The organism is Pseudomonas sp. SDO5532_S415, assembly GCF_054071155.1.
In genome coordinates, this window is record NZ_JBSVWS010000117.1 from 1 (window position 1) to 19243 (window position 19243).

The 19243-nt window shown below is 61.1% G+C and carries 20 protein-coding genes; 10 read left to right on the plus strand and 10 right to left on the minus strand.

The window, feature by feature from the left end; translation table 11 throughout:
- Positions 1-139: 139 nt before the first annotated feature.
- The 5 genes from ACW9HW_RS21460 to ACW9HW_RS21480 all read left to right on the plus strand — a co-directional run bounded on the left by ACW9HW_RS21460 (position 140) and on the right by ACW9HW_RS21480 (position 4584).
- Entirely contained in the window at positions 140-442 is a 303-nt protein-coding gene (locus tag ACW9HW_RS21460) for a MazG-like family protein (RefSeq protein WP_095192030.1), read from the plus strand.
- Positions 442-1191, plus strand: a complete 750-nt coding sequence (locus tag ACW9HW_RS21465; RefSeq protein WP_095192029.1) for a methyltransferase — start codon at positions 442-444, stop codon at positions 1189-1191. Before ACW9HW_RS21460 ends, ACW9HW_RS21465 begins: the two co-directional genes overlap by 1 nt.
- A gap of 12 nt (positions 1192-1203) precedes the next feature.
- The gene (locus ACW9HW_RS21470; protein WP_457401683.1) at positions 1204-1821 is read left to right on the plus strand and encodes a DUF4136 domain-containing protein; all 618 of its coding nucleotides are present in this window, start codon (positions 1204-1206) and stop codon (positions 1819-1821) included.
- Positions 1822-1875: 54 nt separating this feature from the next.
- A complete protein-coding gene (locus ACW9HW_RS21475) occupies positions 1876-2433 on the plus strand; it encodes a DUF4136 domain-containing protein (RefSeq protein ID WP_095192027.1) in 558 nt (185 codons plus the stop codon).
- A gap of 228 nt (positions 2434-2661) precedes the next feature.
- A complete protein-coding gene (locus tag ACW9HW_RS21480; RefSeq protein ID WP_457401684.1) occupies positions 2662-4584 on the plus strand; it encodes a pilus assembly protein TadG-related protein in 1923 nt (640 codons plus the stop codon).
- Here the strand turns inward: ACW9HW_RS21480 and ACW9HW_RS21485 are convergent.
- Together ACW9HW_RS21485 and ACW9HW_RS21490 are read right to left on the minus strand one after the other, a co-directional pair.
- Positions 4569-7322 carry an ATP-binding protein gene (locus ACW9HW_RS21485; RefSeq protein WP_457401685.1) on the minus strand — a complete coding sequence of 918 codons (2754 nt, stop codon included), beginning with the start codon at positions 7320-7322 and terminating at the stop codon, positions 4569-4571. The two genes, ACW9HW_RS21480 and ACW9HW_RS21485, sit on opposite strands and share 16 nt — an antisense overlap.
- A complete protein-coding gene (locus ACW9HW_RS21490) occupies positions 7319-7759 on the minus strand; it encodes a TadE/TadG family type IV pilus assembly protein (RefSeq protein ID WP_095192024.1) in 441 nt (146 codons plus the stop codon). Before ACW9HW_RS21490 ends, ACW9HW_RS21485 begins: the two co-directional genes overlap by 4 nt.
- 75 nt (positions 7760-7834) lie before the next feature.
- Between ACW9HW_RS21490 and ACW9HW_RS21495 the strand changes: the two genes are divergently transcribed.
- The 3 genes from ACW9HW_RS21495 (at position 7835) to ACW9HW_RS21505 (ending at position 10459) form a co-directional block, all read left to right on the plus strand.
- Positions 7835-8305, plus strand: a complete 471-nt coding sequence (locus ACW9HW_RS21495; protein WP_457401686.1) for a prepilin peptidase — start codon at positions 7835-7837, stop codon at positions 8303-8305.
- A 101-nt stretch (positions 8306-8406) separates the two neighbouring features.
- Complete coding sequence (locus ACW9HW_RS21500) at positions 8407-9222, plus strand: response regulator (RefSeq protein ID WP_457401687.1); 816 nt, start codon at positions 8407-8409, stop codon at positions 9220-9222.
- 880 nt (positions 9223-10102) lie between these two features.
- Positions 10103-10459, plus strand: a complete 357-nt coding sequence (locus tag ACW9HW_RS21505) for a DUF6124 family protein (protein ID WP_457401688.1) — start codon at positions 10103-10105, stop codon at positions 10457-10459.
- A 168-nt stretch (positions 10460-10627) separates the two neighbouring features.
- Here the strand turns inward: ACW9HW_RS21505 and ACW9HW_RS21510 are convergent, their stop codons facing one another.
- Genes ACW9HW_RS21510 through cpaB form a run of 8 tightly spaced genes read right to left on the minus strand, consistent with a single transcriptional unit; the run spans position 10628 to position 18115 of the window.
- Positions 10628-10903 carry a DUF3613 domain-containing protein gene (locus ACW9HW_RS21510; RefSeq protein ID WP_095192019.1) on the minus strand — a complete coding sequence of 92 codons (276 nt, stop codon included), beginning with the start codon at positions 10901-10903 and terminating at the stop codon, positions 10628-10630.
- 12 nt (positions 10904-10915) lie between these two features.
- Positions 10916-11629, minus strand: coding sequence for a hypothetical protein (locus tag ACW9HW_RS21515; protein ID WP_457401689.1), 714 nt, complete (start codon positions 11627-11629; stop codon positions 10916-10918).
- Between the two features lie 10 nt (positions 11630-11639).
- A complete protein-coding gene (locus ACW9HW_RS21520; protein WP_457401690.1) occupies positions 11640-12518 on the minus strand; it encodes a type II secretion system F family protein in 879 nt (292 codons plus the stop codon).
- 8 nt (positions 12519-12526) lie between these two features.
- Complete coding sequence (locus tag ACW9HW_RS21525; RefSeq protein WP_457401691.1) at positions 12527-13411, minus strand: type II secretion system F family protein; 885 nt, start codon at positions 13409-13411, stop codon at positions 12527-12529.
- A gap of 10 nt (positions 13412-13421) precedes the next feature.
- Entirely contained in the window at positions 13422-14702 is a 1281-nt protein-coding gene (locus ACW9HW_RS21530) for a CpaF family protein (protein WP_457401692.1), read from the minus strand.
- The gene (locus tag ACW9HW_RS21535) at positions 14699-15886 is read right to left on the minus strand and encodes an AAA family ATPase (protein ID WP_457401693.1); all 1188 of its coding nucleotides are present in this window, start codon (positions 15884-15886) and stop codon (positions 14699-14701) included. The genes ACW9HW_RS21530 and ACW9HW_RS21535 overlap by 4 nt, the downstream gene beginning before the upstream one ends.
- Entirely contained in the window at positions 15883-17145 is a 1263-nt protein-coding gene (locus tag ACW9HW_RS21540) for a type II and III secretion system protein family protein (protein WP_095192013.1), read from the minus strand. Before ACW9HW_RS21540 ends, ACW9HW_RS21535 begins: the two co-directional genes overlap by 4 nt.
- Positions 17146-17167: 22 nt before the next feature.
- Positions 17168-18115 carry a Flp pilus assembly protein CpaB gene (gene cpaB, locus ACW9HW_RS21545; RefSeq protein WP_457401694.1) on the minus strand — a complete coding sequence of 316 codons (948 nt, stop codon included), beginning with the start codon at positions 18113-18115 and terminating at the stop codon, positions 17168-17170.
- A gap of 324 nt (positions 18116-18439) precedes the next feature.
- On the opposite strand from cpaB, the gene ACW9HW_RS21550 reads away from it, so the two are divergent.
- Together ACW9HW_RS21550 and ACW9HW_RS21555 are read left to right on the plus strand one after the other, a co-directional pair.
- Positions 18440-18649, plus strand: coding sequence for a Flp family type IVb pilin (locus tag ACW9HW_RS21550; protein WP_095192011.1), 210 nt, complete (start codon positions 18440-18442; stop codon positions 18647-18649).
- A 74-nt stretch (positions 18650-18723) separates the two neighbouring features.
- On the plus strand, positions 18724-19152 hold the full coding sequence (locus tag ACW9HW_RS21555) for a response regulator (protein ID WP_095192010.1): 429 nt from the start codon (positions 18724-18726) through the stop codon (positions 19150-19152).
- Positions 19153-19243 lie beyond the last annotated feature (91 nt).

The window sequence follows — 19243 nt, forward strand, 5'->3', positions numbered from 1 at the left end:
AGTCAACGATGATGTCGACTGACACAGCGCTTTCGCGAGCAAGCCCGCTTCCACATAAAAAACAGGGCTGACCACTCAATCTTTGTCACTTGCCTTCACTCGCCATCCCCCCGAAGCTATACCCCTTCAGGAGAGCCCGATGAACCTTGTTGAATTGACCGAACGCCTGCACGCCATCCGTGACCGCAATGACTGGCAGCCCTTTCACAGTCCGAAAAACCTGGCCATGGCCGCGAGTGTCGAAATGGCCGAGCTGGTGGAGATTTTCCAGTGGCTGACCGAAGACCAGTCGCGGCAGTTGCCGGCGGAAAAACTGGCCCATGCCGGGCAGGAGATCGGCGACATCGTGCTTTATCTATTGCTGCTGTGCAGCGAGCTGGGTCTGGACATGAATGACGTAGTACGTAGCAAACTGGCCGACAGCGAACGGAGGTTCAGCTGATGAGCGACCGTCATTTCGATCAACTGGCAACGCGCTTCGCGGAAAAAATCTACGGCGGCGCCAAAGGTGCGATTCGCCTTGCGGTGTTGCAGGCTGATCTGGCCGAAATCCTGCCGGACCGGCCGCTGCGGGTCCTGGATATCGGCGCCGGCCTGGGCCATATGTCATTGTGGCTGGCCGAGCGCGGGCATCAGGTGACCTTGGCCGAGCCCGCCGAGCCCATGCTTGAAGGCGCCCGTCAGCGTTTCGCCGAGGCCGGGCAAACGGCAACATTCATTCAGGCGCCGTGGCAGGACCTGCTCGGCCAGCTCCACGAACCCTACGATCTGGTGCTGTGCCACGCCGTGCTTGAATGGCTGGCCGAACCCCACGCGATCCTGCCGGTGCTGCATCAACTGACCAAGGCCGACGGCTGGCTGTCCCTGGCCTTCTATAACCGCGACGCGCTGATTTATCGCAACTTGCTCAAGGGCCATTTCCGCAAGATGCGCAAGAACGATATGGCCGGCGAGAAGCAGAGCCTGACCCCGCAACAACCCCTGGATCCACGGGAATTGGCGGCGCAACTTGAAGGCTTGTGGCAGGTCGAAACCCAGAGTGGAGTGCGGGTTTTTCACGATTACATGCCCGTGGAATTCCAGGCTCGCGCCGAGTTGCTGGATTTGCTGGAAATGGAACTGGCGCACCGCCGTCACCCAAGCTTTGCCGGGCTTGGGCGTTACTTGCACTGGATCTGCCGGCCGGTCTGATCGGAGCGCGAAATGAAAAGTCGTTCAGGGTTGTTGGTGATCTGCCTGGGTCTGGCTGCCTGCCAGGGCAGCAACCCGTATGTGGCGTCCTCCAACCCCATCCCACCGGCACCGCCGCAGGCGGCCAACACCTTCGACCGCAGCGCTTACCCGGTACCACCGCGAGACTACGGACGCTACCGAAGCTGGGCCTGGCTCAACGGGCATCTGCCGCCGGGCACTGCGTGGGCGGACTCGGCGCAAGTCGCCGAAGCGGTCAGCAATGCCCTGGACCAACGGGGTTTGCGCCCGTTGCATGACAATCGCCCGGCAGATCTGTTTGTCAGCGCCGACCTGCGTCTGGAAACCCGCTTGCGCCAGGTCCGGGACGACTACGGCTATTACGGCGGTTACGGTGGCTACAACCGCTATGGCTATGGCCCGGGCTACGGCATGTACGGCAGCGTACCGATCGTGCGGACTTATGAGGAACAGGTCGTCGTGGTGCAGGTGGACATGTTCGATGCACAAAGCGGTCAACCGGTGTGGAGTTCCAGCGCTGAAACCAGCAGGCGGGGCACCCAGAGCCAGCAAGCGGATGCCATCCGGGAGGCTGTGGAAAAGGCGATGTCGGCGTATCCTCCTAGTTAACTTCTGCAGATAAGAAGCGTTTCACAGGTGCATGTCTTCAACCGGAGAACCATCATGTTCCGCCGTCTCGTTCTACTGGCAGCGGCCGCGCTGCTCAGTGCCTGTGCCGCCAACCAGGTCAACCATGACTTCGATGCCAGCCGCGACTTCGCCGCCTATCGCAGCTGGAGCTGGAAAGAACCCGCCCTGCAATATCGCCCCGATGATCCACGGATCAAGAGCGACCTGACCGAGCAACGGGTGCGCCAATCGGTGGCCGATCAACTGGATCAGCGCGGCCTGCGCCCTGCCGGAGGGAGTGGCAAGGGTGATTTGAATGTGCAGACTTATCTGATTGTCGAGGAGCGCCAGCAACAGGTGACCACCAACTATGGCGGTGGTTGGGGTAATCCGTGGTACGGCTACTGGGGCGCGCCGATGTACAACGAAACCCGCAACGTCAGTTATAAAGTGGCGACCATCCAGATCGACCTGCTCGACGGCAAGGACGGCAAACTGGTGTGGCGGGGCAGTGACGAACAGATCCTCAGCCGCACACCAAACCCCTCCGATCGCAGCAATGCAATACGCGAAACCGTCACCCGGATACTGGCCAACTACCCACCCAAGTAACCACCACAAACCCCTGTAGGAGCGAGCTTGCTCGCGAAGAACGCAAGGACGACGCGTGCTGCCTGAAGGTGCGCGTTATCGTTGACGTCCATCGCGAGCAAGCTCGCTCCTACAGGGTTTTTTTGTTGTCTGGGGTGGCGAGTTGCCAGCAGTGGCCTGAACCCTTGTCTACACTGCTTCACACCAACGGAGGTAGCGCTCGGCAGTGCGCCGGCAAAGGAGTGCGCGATGTCACCTCGCATGCAGTTTCGCGGTCCGGCCCGGCAGCGGGGGGCGATCGGTTTGATGGCGGTGGGAACCTTGGCACTGGCGCTGGGCTTCATGCTGCTGGTCATCGATTCCGGCAGGCTGTATCTGGAACAGCGCAAACTGCAACGGGTGGCGGACACTGCGGCGCTCGAAGCCGTGACCCGCGATGGCAACTGCCAGTCCGGGCAGAGTGCCGCCGTTTACGCCACTGAAAGTGCGGCGCGCAACGGATTTACCGTCAGTACGGACAACACGCTGACGGTCAGTTGCGGCACCTTGCAGACGGGTGCCGAAAACCTGCGAACCTTTGCCGTCGACCCAACCAAAACCGCTACCGTACAAGTGATCGTCACACGTCCCGTTGTCACCAGCTTGGCCGCAGGGATCGGTGCGTTGCTGTCCGGCGGACCGGTCAGTCTCACGACCCGTCTCAGTGCCACCGCGGTTGCCGCCGAGCCCAAGCAGACGTTGGCGCAACTGAGTATCCGCAGCACATTGCTGGGAGCCGACAGTGCAAGGTCGAACCTTCTGAACCCGCTGTTCTCGACGCTGTTGGGGGGCAATGTCAACCTGACCGTCGGCGGTTGGGACGGCTTGATCAAGACCGATATCAACCTGCTGAAATTCATGGATCAGCTCGCCATTGAGCTGGGCGTAGCGGCCGGCAACTACACCGCATTGCTGAACACCCAGGCCAGTGTGACCTCATTCATCAAGGCCACCGCCGAGGTGGTCAACCGCAGCGGCGCCACCGTTGAAGTCAAAGCGGCGTTGGCCAATCTACAGCTCGCGGCCACCAGCGCCTCGCCGATCAAACTGGGTGATTTACTGGCCTTGCAAACCGGCACGCAAGCCGCCGGGCTGGACGCCACGGTACAGCTGTTTCAATTGATTCAGGGCTTTGTCCAACTGGCGAACAAGAACAGCGCGGTGAACGCGGTGTTGCCGGTGAACGTGTTGGGATTGGCGGGCGTGACCACCCGCATCAAGGTCATTCAGCCGCCGCAGTTCTCGGCGGTCGGCAACCCGGCGCTGGCGAAACTCGCCCCGTTGGGGCCGAACAGAATTTACGTGCGCACCGCGCAGGTCCGTATTCTGGTCTCGGTTGACCTGTCGTTGATCAACAGCGTTCTGCAGTTGGTCAACACCTTGTTGACCCCTGTGGTCGGGCTGGTCAATACGTTGTTGGCACCCGGTTGCATCCTCGGCAACTGCACCCAGACCGATCTGAAAATACTGCCCAACGGACTGAACCTGGATCTCGGTCTTGAAGCCGGCACAGGCAGCAGCCATGTCACCGACTATTCCTGCGCCAGCCCGGCCAGCAAGAGCCTCACCGCCACCACCAACATTTCGGCCCTGCAAGTCAAAGTCGGTCAGATCGACGACGCGATCTGGCTCTCGTCCTCGCCGGCGCCAAGCCTGTCACCGCTGACGCTGGTCGATATCGGCTCGAAAACCTGCCACCTGTTGAACTGCGGCGCGCGCACCCCCTTCGGCGGTGGCGGCAGCCAAATCATGATCGACAGCCCGATTGCCGGCAAAAGCGAGCCCAACTACACCTTTGCCAATCCCCATGAGGTCAATGTGCCGCCGATCCCGACGCATCCAGTCACGCTGTCCGGAGTGGTCGGCAGTTTGAAGAGCACGCTGGGAGGGATCACGCTGATTCAACACACCCCGACCATCGGCAGTCTGTTGGGAGGCCTGCTGAGTACGTTGCTGTCGACACTGTCGGATGTTACTGCGCTGTTGATCACGGCCATCAGCGGGTTGCTCGCGCCATTGGTTGACCCGATCGTGGACAGCCTGTTGATGAACCTGGGGATCGACGTCAACAAGGTCGACGTCGGTTTCAACCTGACCTGTGGCGAGAAAGGCAAAGCCTATCTGGTGATCTGATCAAGCGGCACAACCGGCAACTCGATGCAGAACCGCGCGCCCTGGGTCGAGTTTCTGACGCTGAGTTTGCCGCCCATGTTCTCGACGATGCCATAACTGACCGACAGCCCCAGACCGGTGCCGACGCCCACTGGTTTAGTGGTGAAAAACGGTTCGAAAATCCGCTCCAGCAGCCGTGGGTCGATGCCGCCGCCATTGTCCTCGACCCACAGTCGCACCGACTGCGCATCCCGTTCGGCGTACAGCGAAATCCACGGTTTGAACGCCGGATCGTTTTCGCGCTTGCCCAGCAGTGCGTCCCGCGCATTGACCATCAGGTTGATCAGCACTTGTTCAAGCTGATCGACATGCCCACGCACCAGCACCTCGAAACCCGTTTCGCTGACGCGCAAATCCACCCCTTTACCGCGCATGCCTTCGGCCAGCAGCGAGAGCGTGCCTTCGATGGCCTGGGCCGGGTTGAACGGATGCTGCTCGATCTCCGAACGCCGGCCGAACACCCGCATGTGATCCACCACCCGCGCGGCGCGCTGCACCTGCGCATCGATGCGATTGAGTTTGTCGGTCAGGTAGTCGATCTGCGCATCGCCGTTGCCCAGGCGCTTGAGCACATTGACGATGGCCATGCGCATCACGTTCAGCGGCTGGTTGATTTCATGGGCCAGCCCCGTGGCCATTTCGCCGAGGGTGGCCATTTTCGCGCTTTGCGTGAGTTGCTGCTGGGAGCGACGGACTTCGGTGTTGTCGCGGCCCACGGCTTGAATTTCCAGCAACCGGCCTTGCTGATCGAACACCCCACGATCCGACCAGACCCACCAGGCGTGTTCCCGGCCGGGCAATTGCAGGTTGATTTCGGCGGTGCTGACCGGGAACTCGGGACTCAACTGGCTCAGGCGCTGAGTGAAGGCATCACGCTGCTCCGCGGACATCCAGCTGCCCAGATTCACCCCCGGCAACTGTTCCGGCGAGCACTCCAGATAGGTCGCCAATGGCTTGTTGCCGAACGTCAGGGTCAGGTCCGGGAGGTAGCGGCAGATCATTGCCGGCGAGTCCTCCACCAAAATCCGATAACGCTCCTCGCTTTGCTTGACCTGCTCGGTGGCCAGGGTCGCTTCGGTGACGTCCAGCCACAGGCCCACGGCCTCGACCGGCAGGCCCAGATCGTCGCGCAGCAACTTGGCTTCATCGAGCAACCAGTGGTAATCGCCACGATTGTCGCGCAGTCGATAACGGGCGCTCACCGATCCCTCGCGCAACAACTGGCGGGTGCGCTCGAAATAGCCGTTGCGGTCGTCGGGGTGAAGCCGTTCGACCAGCGCGGCACCGCTGCAATCGGCGAGTGTCCAGCCGAGCAGGGGTAGCAGGCTGTCGCTGAAGAAGGTCGGTTGCAACACACCTTCGACATAGCGCTGCACATAAATCACGGCGGGCGAACGGGCGATCAGATTGTCCAGCCGCGCATGGGCTGCCGCGGCCTGCTGTTCCTGATGCTTGATGTCGCTGATGTCGAGCATGAAGCCCACTACGCGCCTGTTCTTGCCAACGCCCAGTGCCTGGCCTTGCAGGCGATACCAACCGGGGGCCGAGTCAGCGTCGACATGATGCAGGCGCACGCATATCAGCAGTGGTGTGCCTTCGTCCTGCAAGGCTTGCAGACGACTGCGCAGCTCTTCGCGATCGGCCGGGTGTACTTGATCGAGCCAGTCGGCCAATGGCAAGGGTGTACTGGCCAGGTTCAGGGCGGCGGCCAGCGAGGGCGCCAATCGCACTTCGGCACGGTCGCCGAACACTTCCCACCACCCTGTGCCGAGTAACGCTTGCAGCGATTCAAGGCGCTCCAGTTGCAGGTGATGCCGATGCTCGCGCAAGCGCTCCAGCAAGGGGCTGGCGAGCGCGGCGGCGAATTGCAGCCAGTCGCGATCGCCGACGTCGGGTGCCCGTTGCTGCGCCGAATAGCAACCACAGAGCAGCCAGGCCGCCACACCTTGCGCATCGTGATAAGGCACGACGAAACCCTCGGTGTTGCCGAAGGTACGTTGCAGGCGCGGGTGTTCCATCAGTTTGAGATGCTGAGGGGCGGAGCCGTTCAGGCTGTCGAGGCCGGTGCCCAGGCGCTGACCGTTTTGCCACAGTTGGGGCGCGTCGAACGCCGCGTAGTGCTGGTGAATCTGCCAACCTTGTTCCTGCTCGTCGAGCAACGCCAGGGCGATGCACGGGATGTGAAAGCGCTGGGCCAGGGCTTGCAGTTGTTCGCTCAACACATCGGGCAGGCGCGTCAGGCTGCACAGGCGCAATTGCTCGCCGATGTGCACCGCCAGCAACTGGCATTGCTCGCGCAGACGCGACTGCCGGCGTTCGAGCAACAGGTCACCGATGTCCAGCAGCTGCAGCAGCCAGGCATCGGCCAATGGCTGGACCCAACCACGCAGATGCAGGGGTTGGCCGCTCAGACCGTAAAAGTCCAGGTCAAGCAACTGCCCCTGCCAATCTGCGGGTGTGCCCTCGATGGCGAGGCTGCTGTGAGGTAACAGGAAATCGAGCAGATGCGGTGCTTGCGCGCCGGGTATCTGTTGCGCCAGCAGATGCCTGATTGGGCCGGTCAGGTGCAGCACCCGACCTTCGGCATTCAGATGCATCTGCAGGCCGACACTGAGCAGGCTCGGCGGCTGCAAGGTGTCCTGAGGCGGCGAGGGGTGGCGGTTGAGCAGACGCCCGAAGAGTTTGTCGCCGGCACTCAAAATTGCAGGCTCGAACTGGCGGTGAGCGTCGGCGGCAAGCTCGGCACCGGACCGATCCCCGGCAGGTTCAGGAAGGGAATGACCGCACTCAATTTGTTGGTGGGGTAATTGATGCTGACCTTCAGCACGCCGGCGGTGAGGGTGGTGGCCGTGTCGGTGTCGACATTGAAATTCAGCCCGGCGGGAATCCACGCCAACTGCCGGGTCAATTCGTCCTTGACTACGGTTTTCAACGCGGTTTCGTAACCGGGCGTGTTCGGGTCCAACGCCACGCTACGGCGCACGGCTTCAGCGGTGGACTGGTTGAACGATTGCATCAGCAACAGCGGCAGGCTGTAGGTGACGATCGCGTAGAACACGGCGAAAAAAATGACGAACACCAAGGCAAATTCAATCGCGGCGGCGCCTTTTTGCTTACGGGGGAGGTTGATTTTCATGAGTGCGTCTACCCTGACCATCACTACGTAATGTCAGCATAGAATCATTCAGCCAAAAGGGACGGTTTTTAAGGGATGCAGAGTGTAGTCCTGTTGATCTGGCTGACGCTTTGCGCAGCCCAGGATGCTCGGGAACGCCACATCGCCAATGGCCTGACCTTGGGTGTCGGCGCGCTGGCATTGGCCTGGCTGCTGTGGAGCGGCACCACCTGGCTGGGGGCGACGGCAGAGCAGGGCGGCTGGGCTGCGTTGCTGGCGCTGGCCTTCACCTTGCCCGGCTATGCGCTGGGTCGGCTGGGTGCCGGGGATGTGAAACTCATGACAGCCTTGGGGCTGGCGACCGACGGTCGGCATGTACTCGGCGTGTTCATCGGTGCCGGATTGGCCAGTGTGTGCTGGTTGCTGCTGGCGCCAAGCGTCTGGCGTCTGATCGGTCAATGGCTTAGAGAACGCCTGCGATACCTGGAGCCTGGACTGTCAAAAAAACAACCCTTTGCGCCCTTTCTGTTGGTGGGGTTGTTGCTGACGTTTGTCTGGTTCGGCTAGTTGTACAGAGTCGGGAGTGCGGCTACTTTCATACAGTAGTTGTACAGCTTCTGGCTGTGAGTACAGGAACGGTCAGCGTTTGACCAGGCAGGGAGTTGCACGTGAACAAGCGTACCTCGGCAGTAAAAGTCCTTGTGGTCGACGACCAGCCATTGATCGTTGAAGAGCTCTGCGAATTTCTCGAGAACAGCGGTTACCGTTGTGTGCCCTGCCAGTCCAGCCATCAGGCCATCGAACGTTTCAATGAAGACATCGACATCGGCCTGGTGCTCTGCGATCTGCACATGCCTGGCCTGGACGGGATTCAACTGGTCCAGGAGCTGCAACGCCTGTCCGGCAAACACCGCGCGTTCGAAGCGATCATGCTCACCGGGCGCGCGGACAAGCAGGATGTGATCAAGGCCTTGCGCGCCGGGGTGGCCGATTACTACCAGAAGCCGATTGATCTGGGCGAGTTGCTCGAAGGCCTGCAGCGTCAGGAAGTGGCCGTGCACGAGCGGCACAAGACGTTGCAACTGGGGCACCTGAATCAGAAGCTGCAATACCTGTCCGAGTCGATCGATGACCTGTATCAGGACCTGGACAAGGTTCGGCGAGCGCCCTATCCGTCGGCGTCGGCGTCGGCGTCGGCGTCGGCGTCGGCGGATGAGGGTGAGAGCGATGTCAGCGACGTGGATCGGCGGGAGATTCCGGCGATTTTCAATCAGCTGTCACCGCGGCAGCTGGAGGTGGCGCGGTTGGTGGGCAAGGGGCAGACCAATTATCAGATTGCCTGTGAGTTGGGGATTACCGAGAACACGGTGAAGTTGTATGTGTCGCAGGTGTTGAGGTTGACGCATATGCATAATCGGACGCAGTTGGCGTTGGCGCTATCGCCCAGTAACCCAGGATTGCGGCACAGAGTCACTGCTCACTAAGTTCGCGTTGTTTCCGTAGGAGCGAGGCTTGCCCGCGAAGGCTATGTGTCAGGCGACCGGTTTTTTGGAGGGTGTACATATCCATTGCTGCGGTAACGGCCACTTATGGTTTCGCCCTTACGGCGAGTCCCTTTTGTCAAACGACACAAAAGGAACCAAAAGGTCTCGCCCCGGCGTCCGGCCCCTCGCCAAGGCTCGGGGTTCCTTCGCTCCGGCATCCATCCGGGGGCATTGCCCTCCGGTTGGCTTCGCTGCACCTACATGCAATGTGTTCGACTGCGTCGAACGGCGCTGCGCGCCAATCCCCGGATGAACACCTCCACTCAGCCTGCCGAAGGGGCGGGTGGATCAAAATCAAAAGCTTAAGGCGAGCTAACGCTCGGCCTGATGAGTGGTGAAAAGCGGGTGTACACCAGTTTGCTTTTGCTTTTGCCTTTGTAGGAGCAAGGCTTGCCCGCGAAGGCGGCCTGACAGCCAACCAATCCCTCACAGATATACCCAATCCAACTGTGGGAGCGAGCCTGCTCGCGAAGGCGGCCTGACGGACAACGATGTTTAACGACCGATAAAAACCCCAGAACCTTCCCACACGTTTTTCAGGTTGTCCGTCGGAAGCGCCATCTCTAGCCTTTGTCTGTCGCTGCAAAAAAACAGTGATCGGGCTGTGGCGGCCTGTTCAATCTACTTGGTGCATAATCCACACCTTCCAAATCCTGGCGCTTCGGTGCTTGTCGTTTGGAGTAATGGTGGCTGTGCGCGGGATACCTTCGGGTATGCCGGGTTTCCAAGTAGCTCGGTCCGCGACCCCGCGTACAGCTGCCACCCTTGATCGCTGTCGCGGCGAACAGTGGCAGCTCCATCTGATACTTGGAGTTTCACCATGATCAAACCAACCCCAAATCCGCCCGAAACCGACCCCGTTTCCCCCTACCAATCCCCCAACTCAAAAAAGCTACACGAAGCCGCCGACCGCGCCCTCGATCACTACTTCAACCCACACAAAGAGCCCGTCGTGCGCAAACCCAGCACGATGTTTGTCATCTCTCCCGATATCGATACCGAAACCCTGCTGGCCCACGCCTGTGAATCGCTGGCTTCAGCCAGTGTCATGGCCAGTGATTTCGCGACGTTTCTGGAAGGCTCGCAGCGCAGTACTTTGCTGGGGATTGCGCAGGTGATCATGCTGGGTGAGTTGGCGGTGAATCGGGCGCTGGATAATCTCGATCCGCAAGATTAATCACTGAACCCTTGTGGCGAGGGAGCTTGCTCCCGTTCGGGTGCGCAGCACCCGCAAAACCGGCTTAGTGGTGTGCCAGTAAACATTCGTTTATCGGGTTTGGGGCCGCTTCGCGGCCCAGCGGGAGCAAGCTCCCTCGCCACAGGGTATCAGGAGCAGAAGTTAAGCCTATTCCCCCGACCCACTGTCCACCTTGCCCCCTTCATACTGGTCAAAGTACTCCGGAATCTCATGCTGATAACTCTTCAGCCAGCGCTGCATCGCCAATTCGCGCTCGGTCGCGGTGGCGGTCTGGCGTTTTGTTGAGGCAGCGGCGTTGCTGTTTTGCAATTGCAGCCAGCCTTCGGTTTCCTGTTGTTGTGGCGAGGCAGGGCCGGGGTCGATGGCGTGGGTGTAGAGGGGCAGGGCCAGCAGGCCGAGGCAGCAGAGGGTGGTCGGTTTCATTCTGTGTACTCCCTACTGAAGCGCCGGGTTGGCGACGGCGGCGACTTGCGCGGCAACGCTTGGACCTGACTTGGCGGGCGTCTTGAGTTTTTCGGCGCGGGCCTGGGCTTCGGTGACCTGGGCCGGGCTCAAGCCCAGGCGGCTGACCAGTTCGGCGGCGCGGTTCCAGTCGTCCTGGTAGATCAGCAGGGTCACCAGGTTGACCGCCGCCAGTTGATCGCTCTGCTTGAGCTCCATGGCGGTGAGGAATTCGAATCGGGCGTCTTCGACGCGCAGTTGATTGAGGTAGACCACGCCCAGGTCGTTGCGGATTTTTTCGTCGGTGGGCGCAAGGCGTGCGGCCCGTTGCAGGTGGGACTGGGCCAGGCCGTTGTCACCGTGGGCGGTGGCGAGTTGGCCCAGACCGTGTTCAGCTTCAGCGGCCAGGCAGCCGCCGAGCAGGCTGCGGTACAGCGGCTCGGCTTCGCTGCGGCCCAGCAACCGATACACCTTGGCCTTGCGCAAGCGCACGTCGGCCAGGTTGTCCGGCAGGCTTTGCAGGTTGGCCAGGCTGGCGTGCAGTTTGCCGTCGTTGGCCATGTCATTGGCGAGGTTCAGCGACAACTGTTGTTCGGAGCTTAATTTACCGCAACTGGCGGAGTCGGTCAGGGCGGCCCAGGGTGTTGGGCCGTTGCTCGCACAGCCACCCAGCAACAGCAGACTCAAACCGGCAATCATTGCTTTCATCGGGTTCCCTCTAGGAAGCAAAGGCTCGAGCCAGGGCGGTGAAGCCCGGGCCGGCCAGTACGATCAATAACGCCGGGAAGAGAAACAGCATCATCACGACGGACATTTTGGCGGACATCTTGGAGATGTATTCCTGCAGGCGCGTCAGGCGCCGGTCATCAAGCAACAGCTTGAGCGCCAACAGGGATTTCATTGCGCCGCCGCCCTGATGGATCAACTGCTGGAGGATCACGCAGGTGTCGGTAAATTCATCCACCGCCATCAAACGACTGGCCTTGTTCAGTTCTTCGCCCAGTTCCAGCCCGGAATCGACCCGGGCCAGTACCAGCTGCAATTCATGGGTCAGGATCGGCAGCAATTGCTTGCCGTCATGGCTCAAGACGCGCAGCGACTGCTCCACGGCCATGCCCGACTCGAACAGGATGCGCAGCAGCGGGATGAAGGTGGAAATCTCGATCGCCAGTTTCTTTTGTCGATGGTGCGCCGCTGCCGCCAACAGGCGTTTGGGCAAGAGATAACCGATGCCGGTGGCGAACGCCGGGGCGACCCACGGGTTGCTCACCTGCGGGAACAACAGGGTCTGGATCAGCACACTCAGGACCAGCGCCAACAAGGGAACACCGACCTGACAGGCCGCGAACAAGGCGCGTTTGCGCGCGGTGCGCCAGCCCAGGCAGTTGAGTAGCGTTCGGGTTTCGTTATCCAGATTGACCGACTGCTGACCGACCCGACTGGTACCCAATGCATGTAGCCACTGACTGAAACGGTGCTCGCTCGGCAGGTTTCCATCCAGGCGTTGCACCACCTGGCGTGCGCGTCGACGCCATTGGAGCACGACACTGAGCAGCAGCAGTGATGCAATCAGAAACAGCAGCGAGCTCAGCAGCATGGACAGGTTCATAGGCTACGCAACATGCGCCACAGCGCCAGACAGCCGAACACCTGCAATGCGGCCGCGCTGACCAGCATCATCTGCCCCGAAGCGTCGTTCCACATGGTCAGCAGGTATTTGGGATTGGAGACCAGGAAGTAACCGGCGACGGTGACCGGCAAGAGTGCCAGGACCAGTGCCGTGACCCTTGTTTCACCGGTCATGGCACTCAGCTGGCGAGCGGCCTGTTCGCGTTCGCGGATCATCTTGATCAGGTTTTCCAGCAGTTCACTGGCATTGCCGCCGTAGCGATGGTTGACCTTCAAGCCGAGGGCGAACAGGCGCAGTTCGTCTTTGTCGTAGAGCTCGGCGAAATCCGAGGTGGCCTCCGGCAGACTGATGCCCAACTGCACATTGCGCTGGACCCGACCCATCGCGTTTCTCAGCGGGTCTTCGGCAGTATTGATGGCGCCGAGCACGGCATCGGCCAGGGTTCGGCCGGACTTGAGGCTGCGCACTGTGTGATCGAGCAGCGGTGGCAATTGTTCGATCATGCGCTTGAGCCGGCGTTGGTAACGCCACTGCACATACAGGCGCAGAAGCACGGGCGGCAGCAGCAACAGGACCAGCAGACCCAACCAGCCGCCCGCCAACAGACCGACCAACCCGCCCAAGCCCCACAGCGTCAGCCATAACCCCAGCCGTTCCGTGGGCCGCCCCAGGCCCGCGCGCAAAAAAGCGCGCTCCAGCGCCACCCACGAGGTTTTCTGTACCACGCGCTCCGGTTGCCCTTGGGTCAGGCGCTCCAGTGCGCGTTCGGCGCCCGGTTGGCGCAAGCCACGCTGAAGCAAGCGCACCGACAGGCCGAGCAGGGCCAGGCAAACGAGGGTGAGCAGCAACGGTTTGAGCATGCCGTGGCCTTCAGTACGCCGAGGAAGAGAGCGCCGACTCGCGACGCAGTTTGTCGCCGGCGGGGTTGACCGCCTCGCGCATGAAGCCGAAGCCGCTGCGCCGGTCGAGGCGGAACAGGGTATTGGTGACATACACGTCTTCACGGATGCCGACCACCTCCACCACTTCGCTGACGCAACGGCGGCCATCGGGCATGCGCGTCAACTGGATCACCACGTCCAGTGCCGCGCAAATCATCTGGCGCAAGGTCCGTTCGGCGATGCTGCGACCGGTCAGGCCGACCAGGGTTTCCAGGCGCAGCAAGGCATCCTGGGCGTTGTTGGCGTGCACGGTACTCATGGAACCGTCGTGGCCGGTGTTCATCGCGGTGAGCACGTCGAGCACTTCAACGCCGCGAATCTCGCCGAGGATGATCCGGTCCGGACGCATGCGCAGGGCGTTGCGAATCAGGTCGCTGGCCTTCACCTCGCCGTGGCCTTCGGCGTTCGGCGGGCGGGTTTCCAGGCGGACGACATGCGGGTGGCCGAGTTGCAGTTCGGCGACGTCTTCGATGGTCACGAGTCGTTCGTGGGGGTTGATCAACTGGCTGAGAATGTTCAGCAGCGTGGTCTTGCCGGTGCCGGTGCCACCGCTGATCAGGATGTTGCAGCGCTTGCCCACGGCTTCCTGCAGGAATTCGTAGATCGCCTGGTCGATGGTTTGCATGGCCATCAGGTCGGTGCTCTTGAGCATGTCCTGGCGGAATTTCCGGATCGACAGGCACGGGCCGTCGAGGGCAATCGGTGGAATGATCGCGTTGACCCGACTGCCGTCCGGCAGGCGCGCATCGACCATTGGCGATGACTCGTCCAGTCTCCGGCCCATTGGCGCGAGAATGCGCTGGATGACCCGCTCGACGTGATGCGCATCGATGAAACGCAAGTCACTTTGATGCAGGACGCCGTCGCGCTCGATGAACACCCGGTGCGGGCCGTTGACCAGAATCTCGGTCACCGCCGGGTCGCGCAGCAGCACTTCCAGCGGGCCGAAACCGGTCAGCTCGTCGACGATCTCTTCGGCCAGGCGCTCCATTTCATAGCGGGAAATCGCCAGGTGCAGCCGCGCGATGTACTCGGCCACTTTGTCGATGACGAACTGCGACAGCACCTGCCGCGAACCTTCCAGCAGGTTTTTGCCGGACTCTTCGATGGCGTCGATGATGTAGCGGTGCAGTACCAGTTTGAGGCCTTCGTGGTCGGTATTGCCGGCCACCCCGCGCGAAGGCGCGCCGAACAGTTTTTCAGCGCTCATTGCACACCTCTCAAGCGACTGAACCAGGACTTGGGTTTGGCCAGGCTTTCGGAGCGCTTGGCCAGGCGTTCGCCGAGGGTGCGCAGGCTCTGGGTGAGCACTTCCCGTGGCGCCAGTTCGAACAGGGTCACGCCCTGATTCTTGGCATTGAGGCGCACCTCCGGGCTGTAGGCGAGGGTGGCGATGATCTCCATGCCGAAGCTTTTGCCCAGCGCATCGGAATCCGGCGCGACGCTGCGCAAGTAGCGGTCCACCAGCAGCCTGGCGTGATCGAGCTTCATGCCTTTTTCGCGCCACAGGTTGAGCACCGCGAGGTTGCGACGGCAGTCGATCACGTTCTGGTCGGTGTACCACAACAGCTTGTCGCAGTGGCTGACGAAGGTGCGCAAGGCTTCGCTGTCCGGTTGACCCGTGACGTTCACCACGATGTGCTGGAAGTGTTGGCGCAGGGCGCTGAGCAGCATGTACAACTCGGCGGCGCTGGTGTGCTCCAGCGATTCATCGTTGCTGGCGTAGGCGAGGATGCGCAGCCCCACTTCACAGCGGGTGAAGGCGCTGTCGATCATTGTGGCGTCGAGGCGGCGCACGTGGCGCAAGGCATCGCCGAAATGGAACGAGCTCTCCAGGCCGAGCAACGCCAGGCTGTCGCCCCGTGGCAGCCCCAGATCGAGCAGCAGGGTTTGCTGGCCGCTCTTCTGCACCACCTGCGCCATGTGGTTGGCGAGCAGCGCACCATCGGCGTTGCTCTGCACCCCGTACAGCACGGTCAGGCCGCCGAGCTGGGTGTTCGGCGCCACGGGCGGCAGGCGTTTGCTCAGGCGTCGCACCAGTCCGGCGACTTCGCTGGAACGCGAGCCATAGGCGACGAAGTCCCGCGCTCCGGCGCGCATCGCGTTCAGCACAAGCTGGTTGTCCATGCCGTCGCCCAACGCGACGATGGCCAGCATCGGTTTGGCTTCCAGCGCGCCTTCGATCAGCGCGCTCTGGGCCACCAGGTGATCACGGTCAAGGCCGACAAACACCAGGCTGGCGAACGTTACGTCGACCAACGCCAGCAGTTCGTCGAGGCTGCCGCCACCAGCGCTGACCACCTGGCCCAATGGGGCGAGGGCGCCTTGCAACCATTCGAGGTCAGTGCTGTTGCGCGTGATCGCGAGAAAGGTTTGATTCAGGTTCTGGCTCATTGCGATAACCCGCTGCGTTTGTCGAAGTCGCCGTTTTCGAGGAAATACAGGCGATACCAGTTGGGGTCGTAATTGCGCAGTTTTTCACCGGGCAACGACGGCAACTGGGCATTAGCGGCCAATGGCTGCACCAGGTGCGGCGTGACAATCATCAGCAGTTCGCGTTCTTCACGGTTGATCGAGGAACTGCGGAAAAACGCACCGAGAATCGGAATGTCGCCCAGGCCCGGAAACTTGTTCACCTGCGACGTGTTTTGCGTGCTGATCAAACCGCTGATGACGAAACTTTCGCCATCGGCCAGGGAGATGCTGGTGTCGGTGCGGCGAATGGTAAACGCCGGGACCGTGGTGCCGCCGATCGTCACGGCGTTGTTGTAGTCCAGTTCGCTGACCTCGGGTGCGACCTTGATCGCGATGCGGTCGTTGCTGACGACCGTTGGCGTGAGCGTCAGGCGGATGCCGAACTCCTTGTATTCGATGGAGTAGCTGTTGCTGTTGGCGCTGGGGATCGGGATCGGGATTTCACCGCCGGCCAGGAAACTGGCGCTCTGTCCGCTGAGTGCGACCAGGCTTGGTCGGGCCAGTGTGTAGGCGAAGCCACTGCCCTCCATGGCGTTGATGATCGCCAGGAAATTACCGCCGCCGGCGACGATGTTGTACATGTCGTTGGCCAACGGAATGCTGGGCACGGCAATGCGCGGATCGAGGTTGCGCAATGGGAACACGCGCGGTGTCACGGCCGTGTTGGGAACCGTGCCGGGGGAGCCGAACAGGAAGTTAGAGTTTTTGCCGTAGATCGAGGTGCTGGCTTCCTTGAGTTTGGTACGGCTGACTTCGACGAAACGGATGTCGGTCTGCACCTGCGACGGCAGCACCGGGTCATCGGACGGTAGGCGCGCGGCGCTGGTCATGGCGGCGGTGGCGCGGCCCTGGACGAACACCATGCTCTGACGCGGCGCGCTGGCGCAGGACGTCCAGACCATCAGGCTGGTGGCGCCGGTGGCCATGCCGGTGAGCAGGAAGGCCTGATTGCCATTGACCCGCACGTCGGCGATTTTCGGATCACCTACGGCTATCCGGGTAATCGGCACGGGCGACTGCACTTCCTGTTGCTGACCTTCGCCGACTTCCAGCACGGCCGGCATCGGCCCCAGCGCCCCGCAATTGCCGGTTGCCGCCACGGCCGCCGTCACCGGCACGCCGCTCAGCAAGGTGGCCCAGATCAAGCCGTTGAACAACGGCATAAAACGTCTGCGCATTAAAAAGGCGTCCTTGCTCGATTCAGGGGGTCTGTTGAGTGATTTCATTGCCGCGGATGACTTCCACACCCGCCTTGCGCGCCGGTGCGGAGGCACCCATGGCCACGACAGTCTTGGGCGGCGCCGTCATGGCCAGTTGATTGAACTGGATCAATTCGCGGTCGGCGTTGGCGAGGTTGGTCGGGGAGTCGCTTTCACCGGCCCAGTAGCGTGAAAGGCGTTTTTCATCCGCGCTGCGCACAGCCAGGCGCAACACCCCGGCTTGCGCCGCGAGCATCAGGCGGCTCAGCAGTTGTTCGGGCACGGCGAGCAGTACGGTGCGGGCGCTGGCGCGTTGTTCCTGGCGGGTTTTTTCATCGTTGCCATGAACCGGGCTGGGGGGCTGGCCATCGTTGGTCAGGCCCATTTGTTCGCCCACCCCAAGTACGCGCAATGCCGGGACTACGAGCTGGGCCGAGGGCTGGATGTTGTTGGTGTCCATGCGCAAAAACAGCAGCACATCGACGTAATCCCCCGGCGTCAGTTGACCGCCAGCGTTGATCACTTCATCCACGGCGACCGCGAGGGCGCGCTCATCGGGACGAATCATTCGCGCCAGCTTGCTGCCGGCTTCGAAGCTGTCGTCGCTGAGCCAGCTGCCGGCGCTGAGGGCGCGCCAGGGAGCACGGCCTATGGCTTGATCGAGACGGGTCAGGCTGCCGGCGGGGACGGTACGGAGTTTTTCCAGGGCCACGTCAGCGGCGGTGATGGGCTCAAATGGCGCGATGTCTCGCTGTAGGACCACCACCGGTTGCCGGGTGGTGTCTTCTTGTGGCACCGGTGCCTGAGTGATGGATGACGGTGCAGTGCCCGCCGTTTGCGCAACAGGGACCGCGGCCGGTTGACGGCTCAGCGTAAGGCCCCAGTAACCGGCAATGACAGCGCCCACCAACGACAATCCGGCAAGGCCCAGAGTGATACGGCTGTTCATGACGGCTCTCCCTTTCCTGCTGCTTAAAGACCTCGCGTTATCCAGCGAGACAACTTCGCAATCAGGCAGCTATGAACATGAAACTATTTCGCTATTTGACCGTAGCGCAGGTAGAGCAAAACGCCATTACCGAACTGAAAAAATCTAACGAAAGTAACGAATTAAGGTGAATTGAACGGGTTTTTGACGTCAACGAAACGACTAATACTTTTGTATTAATGCGTTGTTACAGTTGTTGACCGGGGGAATGCCGACAATGCTGGTGCTGGCATAGGGGAACCATGTTGCGCTCATGCAACACCCGGGTGTTTCAGGAGATAAGTCATGTCTTTTTCCAAACTTGTTCAGAAGGTCAAATCGGAAATCGCTTTTTACAAGGGGCTTGCCAAAGATACCGAGGGAGCTTCGGGTATTGAGTATGCGATTGTGGCCGCTATGGTGGCGGTGGTAATTGCCGGGCTTAGTACTGGAATGGGGACGTCGATCACGACGCTCTTTGGAACAATTTCGACTGCGTTGATTCCTAAGCCGTAATTAAGGTGCCAGTGATTTGTTAATGCTAAAAGCGGGTTCTTATGTCAGCGCTTAGTCCATTACAGGTGTTGCCCATGAACTCTCCAGCACTTTCGCGGCAACAACTTCTTCTGGTCGACGACGAAGAAGATGCATTGCTTGAGTTGGCGGAGTTGCTGGAGGGTGAGGGCTTTGATTGTTTTACCGCGACGTCGGTCAAGTTGGCGTTGAATCACCTGACGCGTCATCCGGACATTGCCTTGGTGATCACCGACCTGCGCATGCCTGAGGAAAGCGGCATGTCGTTGATCAAGCGCCTGCGCGAGCACACCTCGCGCCAGCATCTGCCGGTGATTGTGATGTCCGGGCATGCGGATATGGACGATGTCAGTGACATGTTGCGCTTGCAGGTGCTGGATCTGTTTCGCAAGCCGATCTATCACGTGCGGTTGCTGGAAACGTTGAACAACCTGTTTCCACAACCTGTAGGAGCGAAGCTTGCTGGCGAAGGCCGTGAACGATAACGCATGAATTCAGGCGCCCCGCGGTGTTCTCGGGTTTTTCGCGAGCAGGCTCGCTCCCACATTTGATCGTTGTCGAACACCCATTCTGTGT

Excerpts from the sequence above, each read along its gene's own strand:
- ACW9HW_RS21505 (WP_457401688.1), top strand. The coding sequence starts at position 10,103 with ATGATCAAACCAACCCCAAATCCGCCCGAAACCGACCCCGTTTCCCCC.
- ACW9HW_RS21480 (WP_457401684.1), top strand. The coding sequence starts at position 2,662 with ATGTCACCTCGCATGCAGTTTCGCGGTCCGGCCCGGCAGCGGGGGGCG.
- ACW9HW_RS21520 (WP_457401690.1), bottom strand. The coding sequence starts at position 12,518 with ATGCTGCTGAGCTCGCTGCTGTTTCTGATTGCATCACTGCTGCTGCTC.
- ACW9HW_RS21465 (WP_095192029.1), top strand. The coding sequence starts at position 442 with ATGAGCGACCGTCATTTCGATCAACTGGCAACGCGCTTCGCGGAAAAA.
- ACW9HW_RS21470 (WP_457401683.1), top strand. The coding sequence starts at position 1,204 with ATGAAAAGTCGTTCAGGGTTGTTGGTGATCTGCCTGGGTCTGGCTGCC.
- ACW9HW_RS21495 (WP_457401686.1), top strand. The coding sequence starts at position 7,835 with ATGCAGAGTGTAGTCCTGTTGATCTGGCTGACGCTTTGCGCAGCCCAG.
- ACW9HW_RS21490 (WP_095192024.1), bottom strand. The coding sequence starts at position 7,759 with ATGAAAATCAACCTCCCCCGTAAGCAAAAAGGCGCCGCCGCGATTGAA.
- ACW9HW_RS21535 (WP_457401693.1), bottom strand. The coding sequence starts at position 15,886 with ATGAGCCAGAACCTGAATCAAACCTTTCTCGCGATCACGCGCAACAGC.
- ACW9HW_RS21525 (WP_457401691.1), bottom strand. The coding sequence starts at position 13,411 with ATGCTCAAACCGTTGCTGCTCACCCTCGTTTGCCTGGCCCTGCTCGGC.
- ACW9HW_RS21530 (WP_457401692.1), bottom strand. The coding sequence starts at position 14,702 with ATGAGCGCTGAAAAACTGTTCGGCGCGCCTTCGCGCGGGGTGGCCGGC.
- ACW9HW_RS21460 (WP_095192030.1), top strand. The coding sequence starts at position 140 with ATGAACCTTGTTGAATTGACCGAACGCCTGCACGCCATCCGTGACCGC.
- ACW9HW_RS21540 (WP_095192013.1), bottom strand. The coding sequence starts at position 17,145 with ATGCGCAGACGTTTTATGCCGTTGTTCAACGGCTTGATCTGGGCCACC.
- ACW9HW_RS21510 (WP_095192019.1), bottom strand. The coding sequence starts at position 10,903 with ATGAAACCGACCACCCTCTGCTGCCTCGGCCTGCTGGCCCTGCCCCTC.
- ACW9HW_RS21550 (WP_095192011.1), top strand. The coding sequence starts at position 18,440 with ATGTCTTTTTCCAAACTTGTTCAGAAGGTCAAATCGGAAATCGCTTTT.
- ACW9HW_RS21515 (WP_457401689.1), bottom strand. The coding sequence starts at position 11,629 with ATGAAAGCAATGATTGCCGGTTTGAGTCTGCTGTTGCTGGGTGGCTGT.
- ACW9HW_RS21555 (WP_095192010.1), top strand. The coding sequence starts at position 18,724 with ATGAACTCTCCAGCACTTTCGCGGCAACAACTTCTTCTGGTCGACGAC.
- cpaB (WP_457401694.1), bottom strand. The coding sequence starts at position 18,115 with ATGAACAGCCGTATCACTCTGGGCCTTGCCGGATTGTCGTTGGTGGGC.
- ACW9HW_RS21475 (WP_095192027.1), top strand. The coding sequence starts at position 1,876 with ATGTTCCGCCGTCTCGTTCTACTGGCAGCGGCCGCGCTGCTCAGTGCC.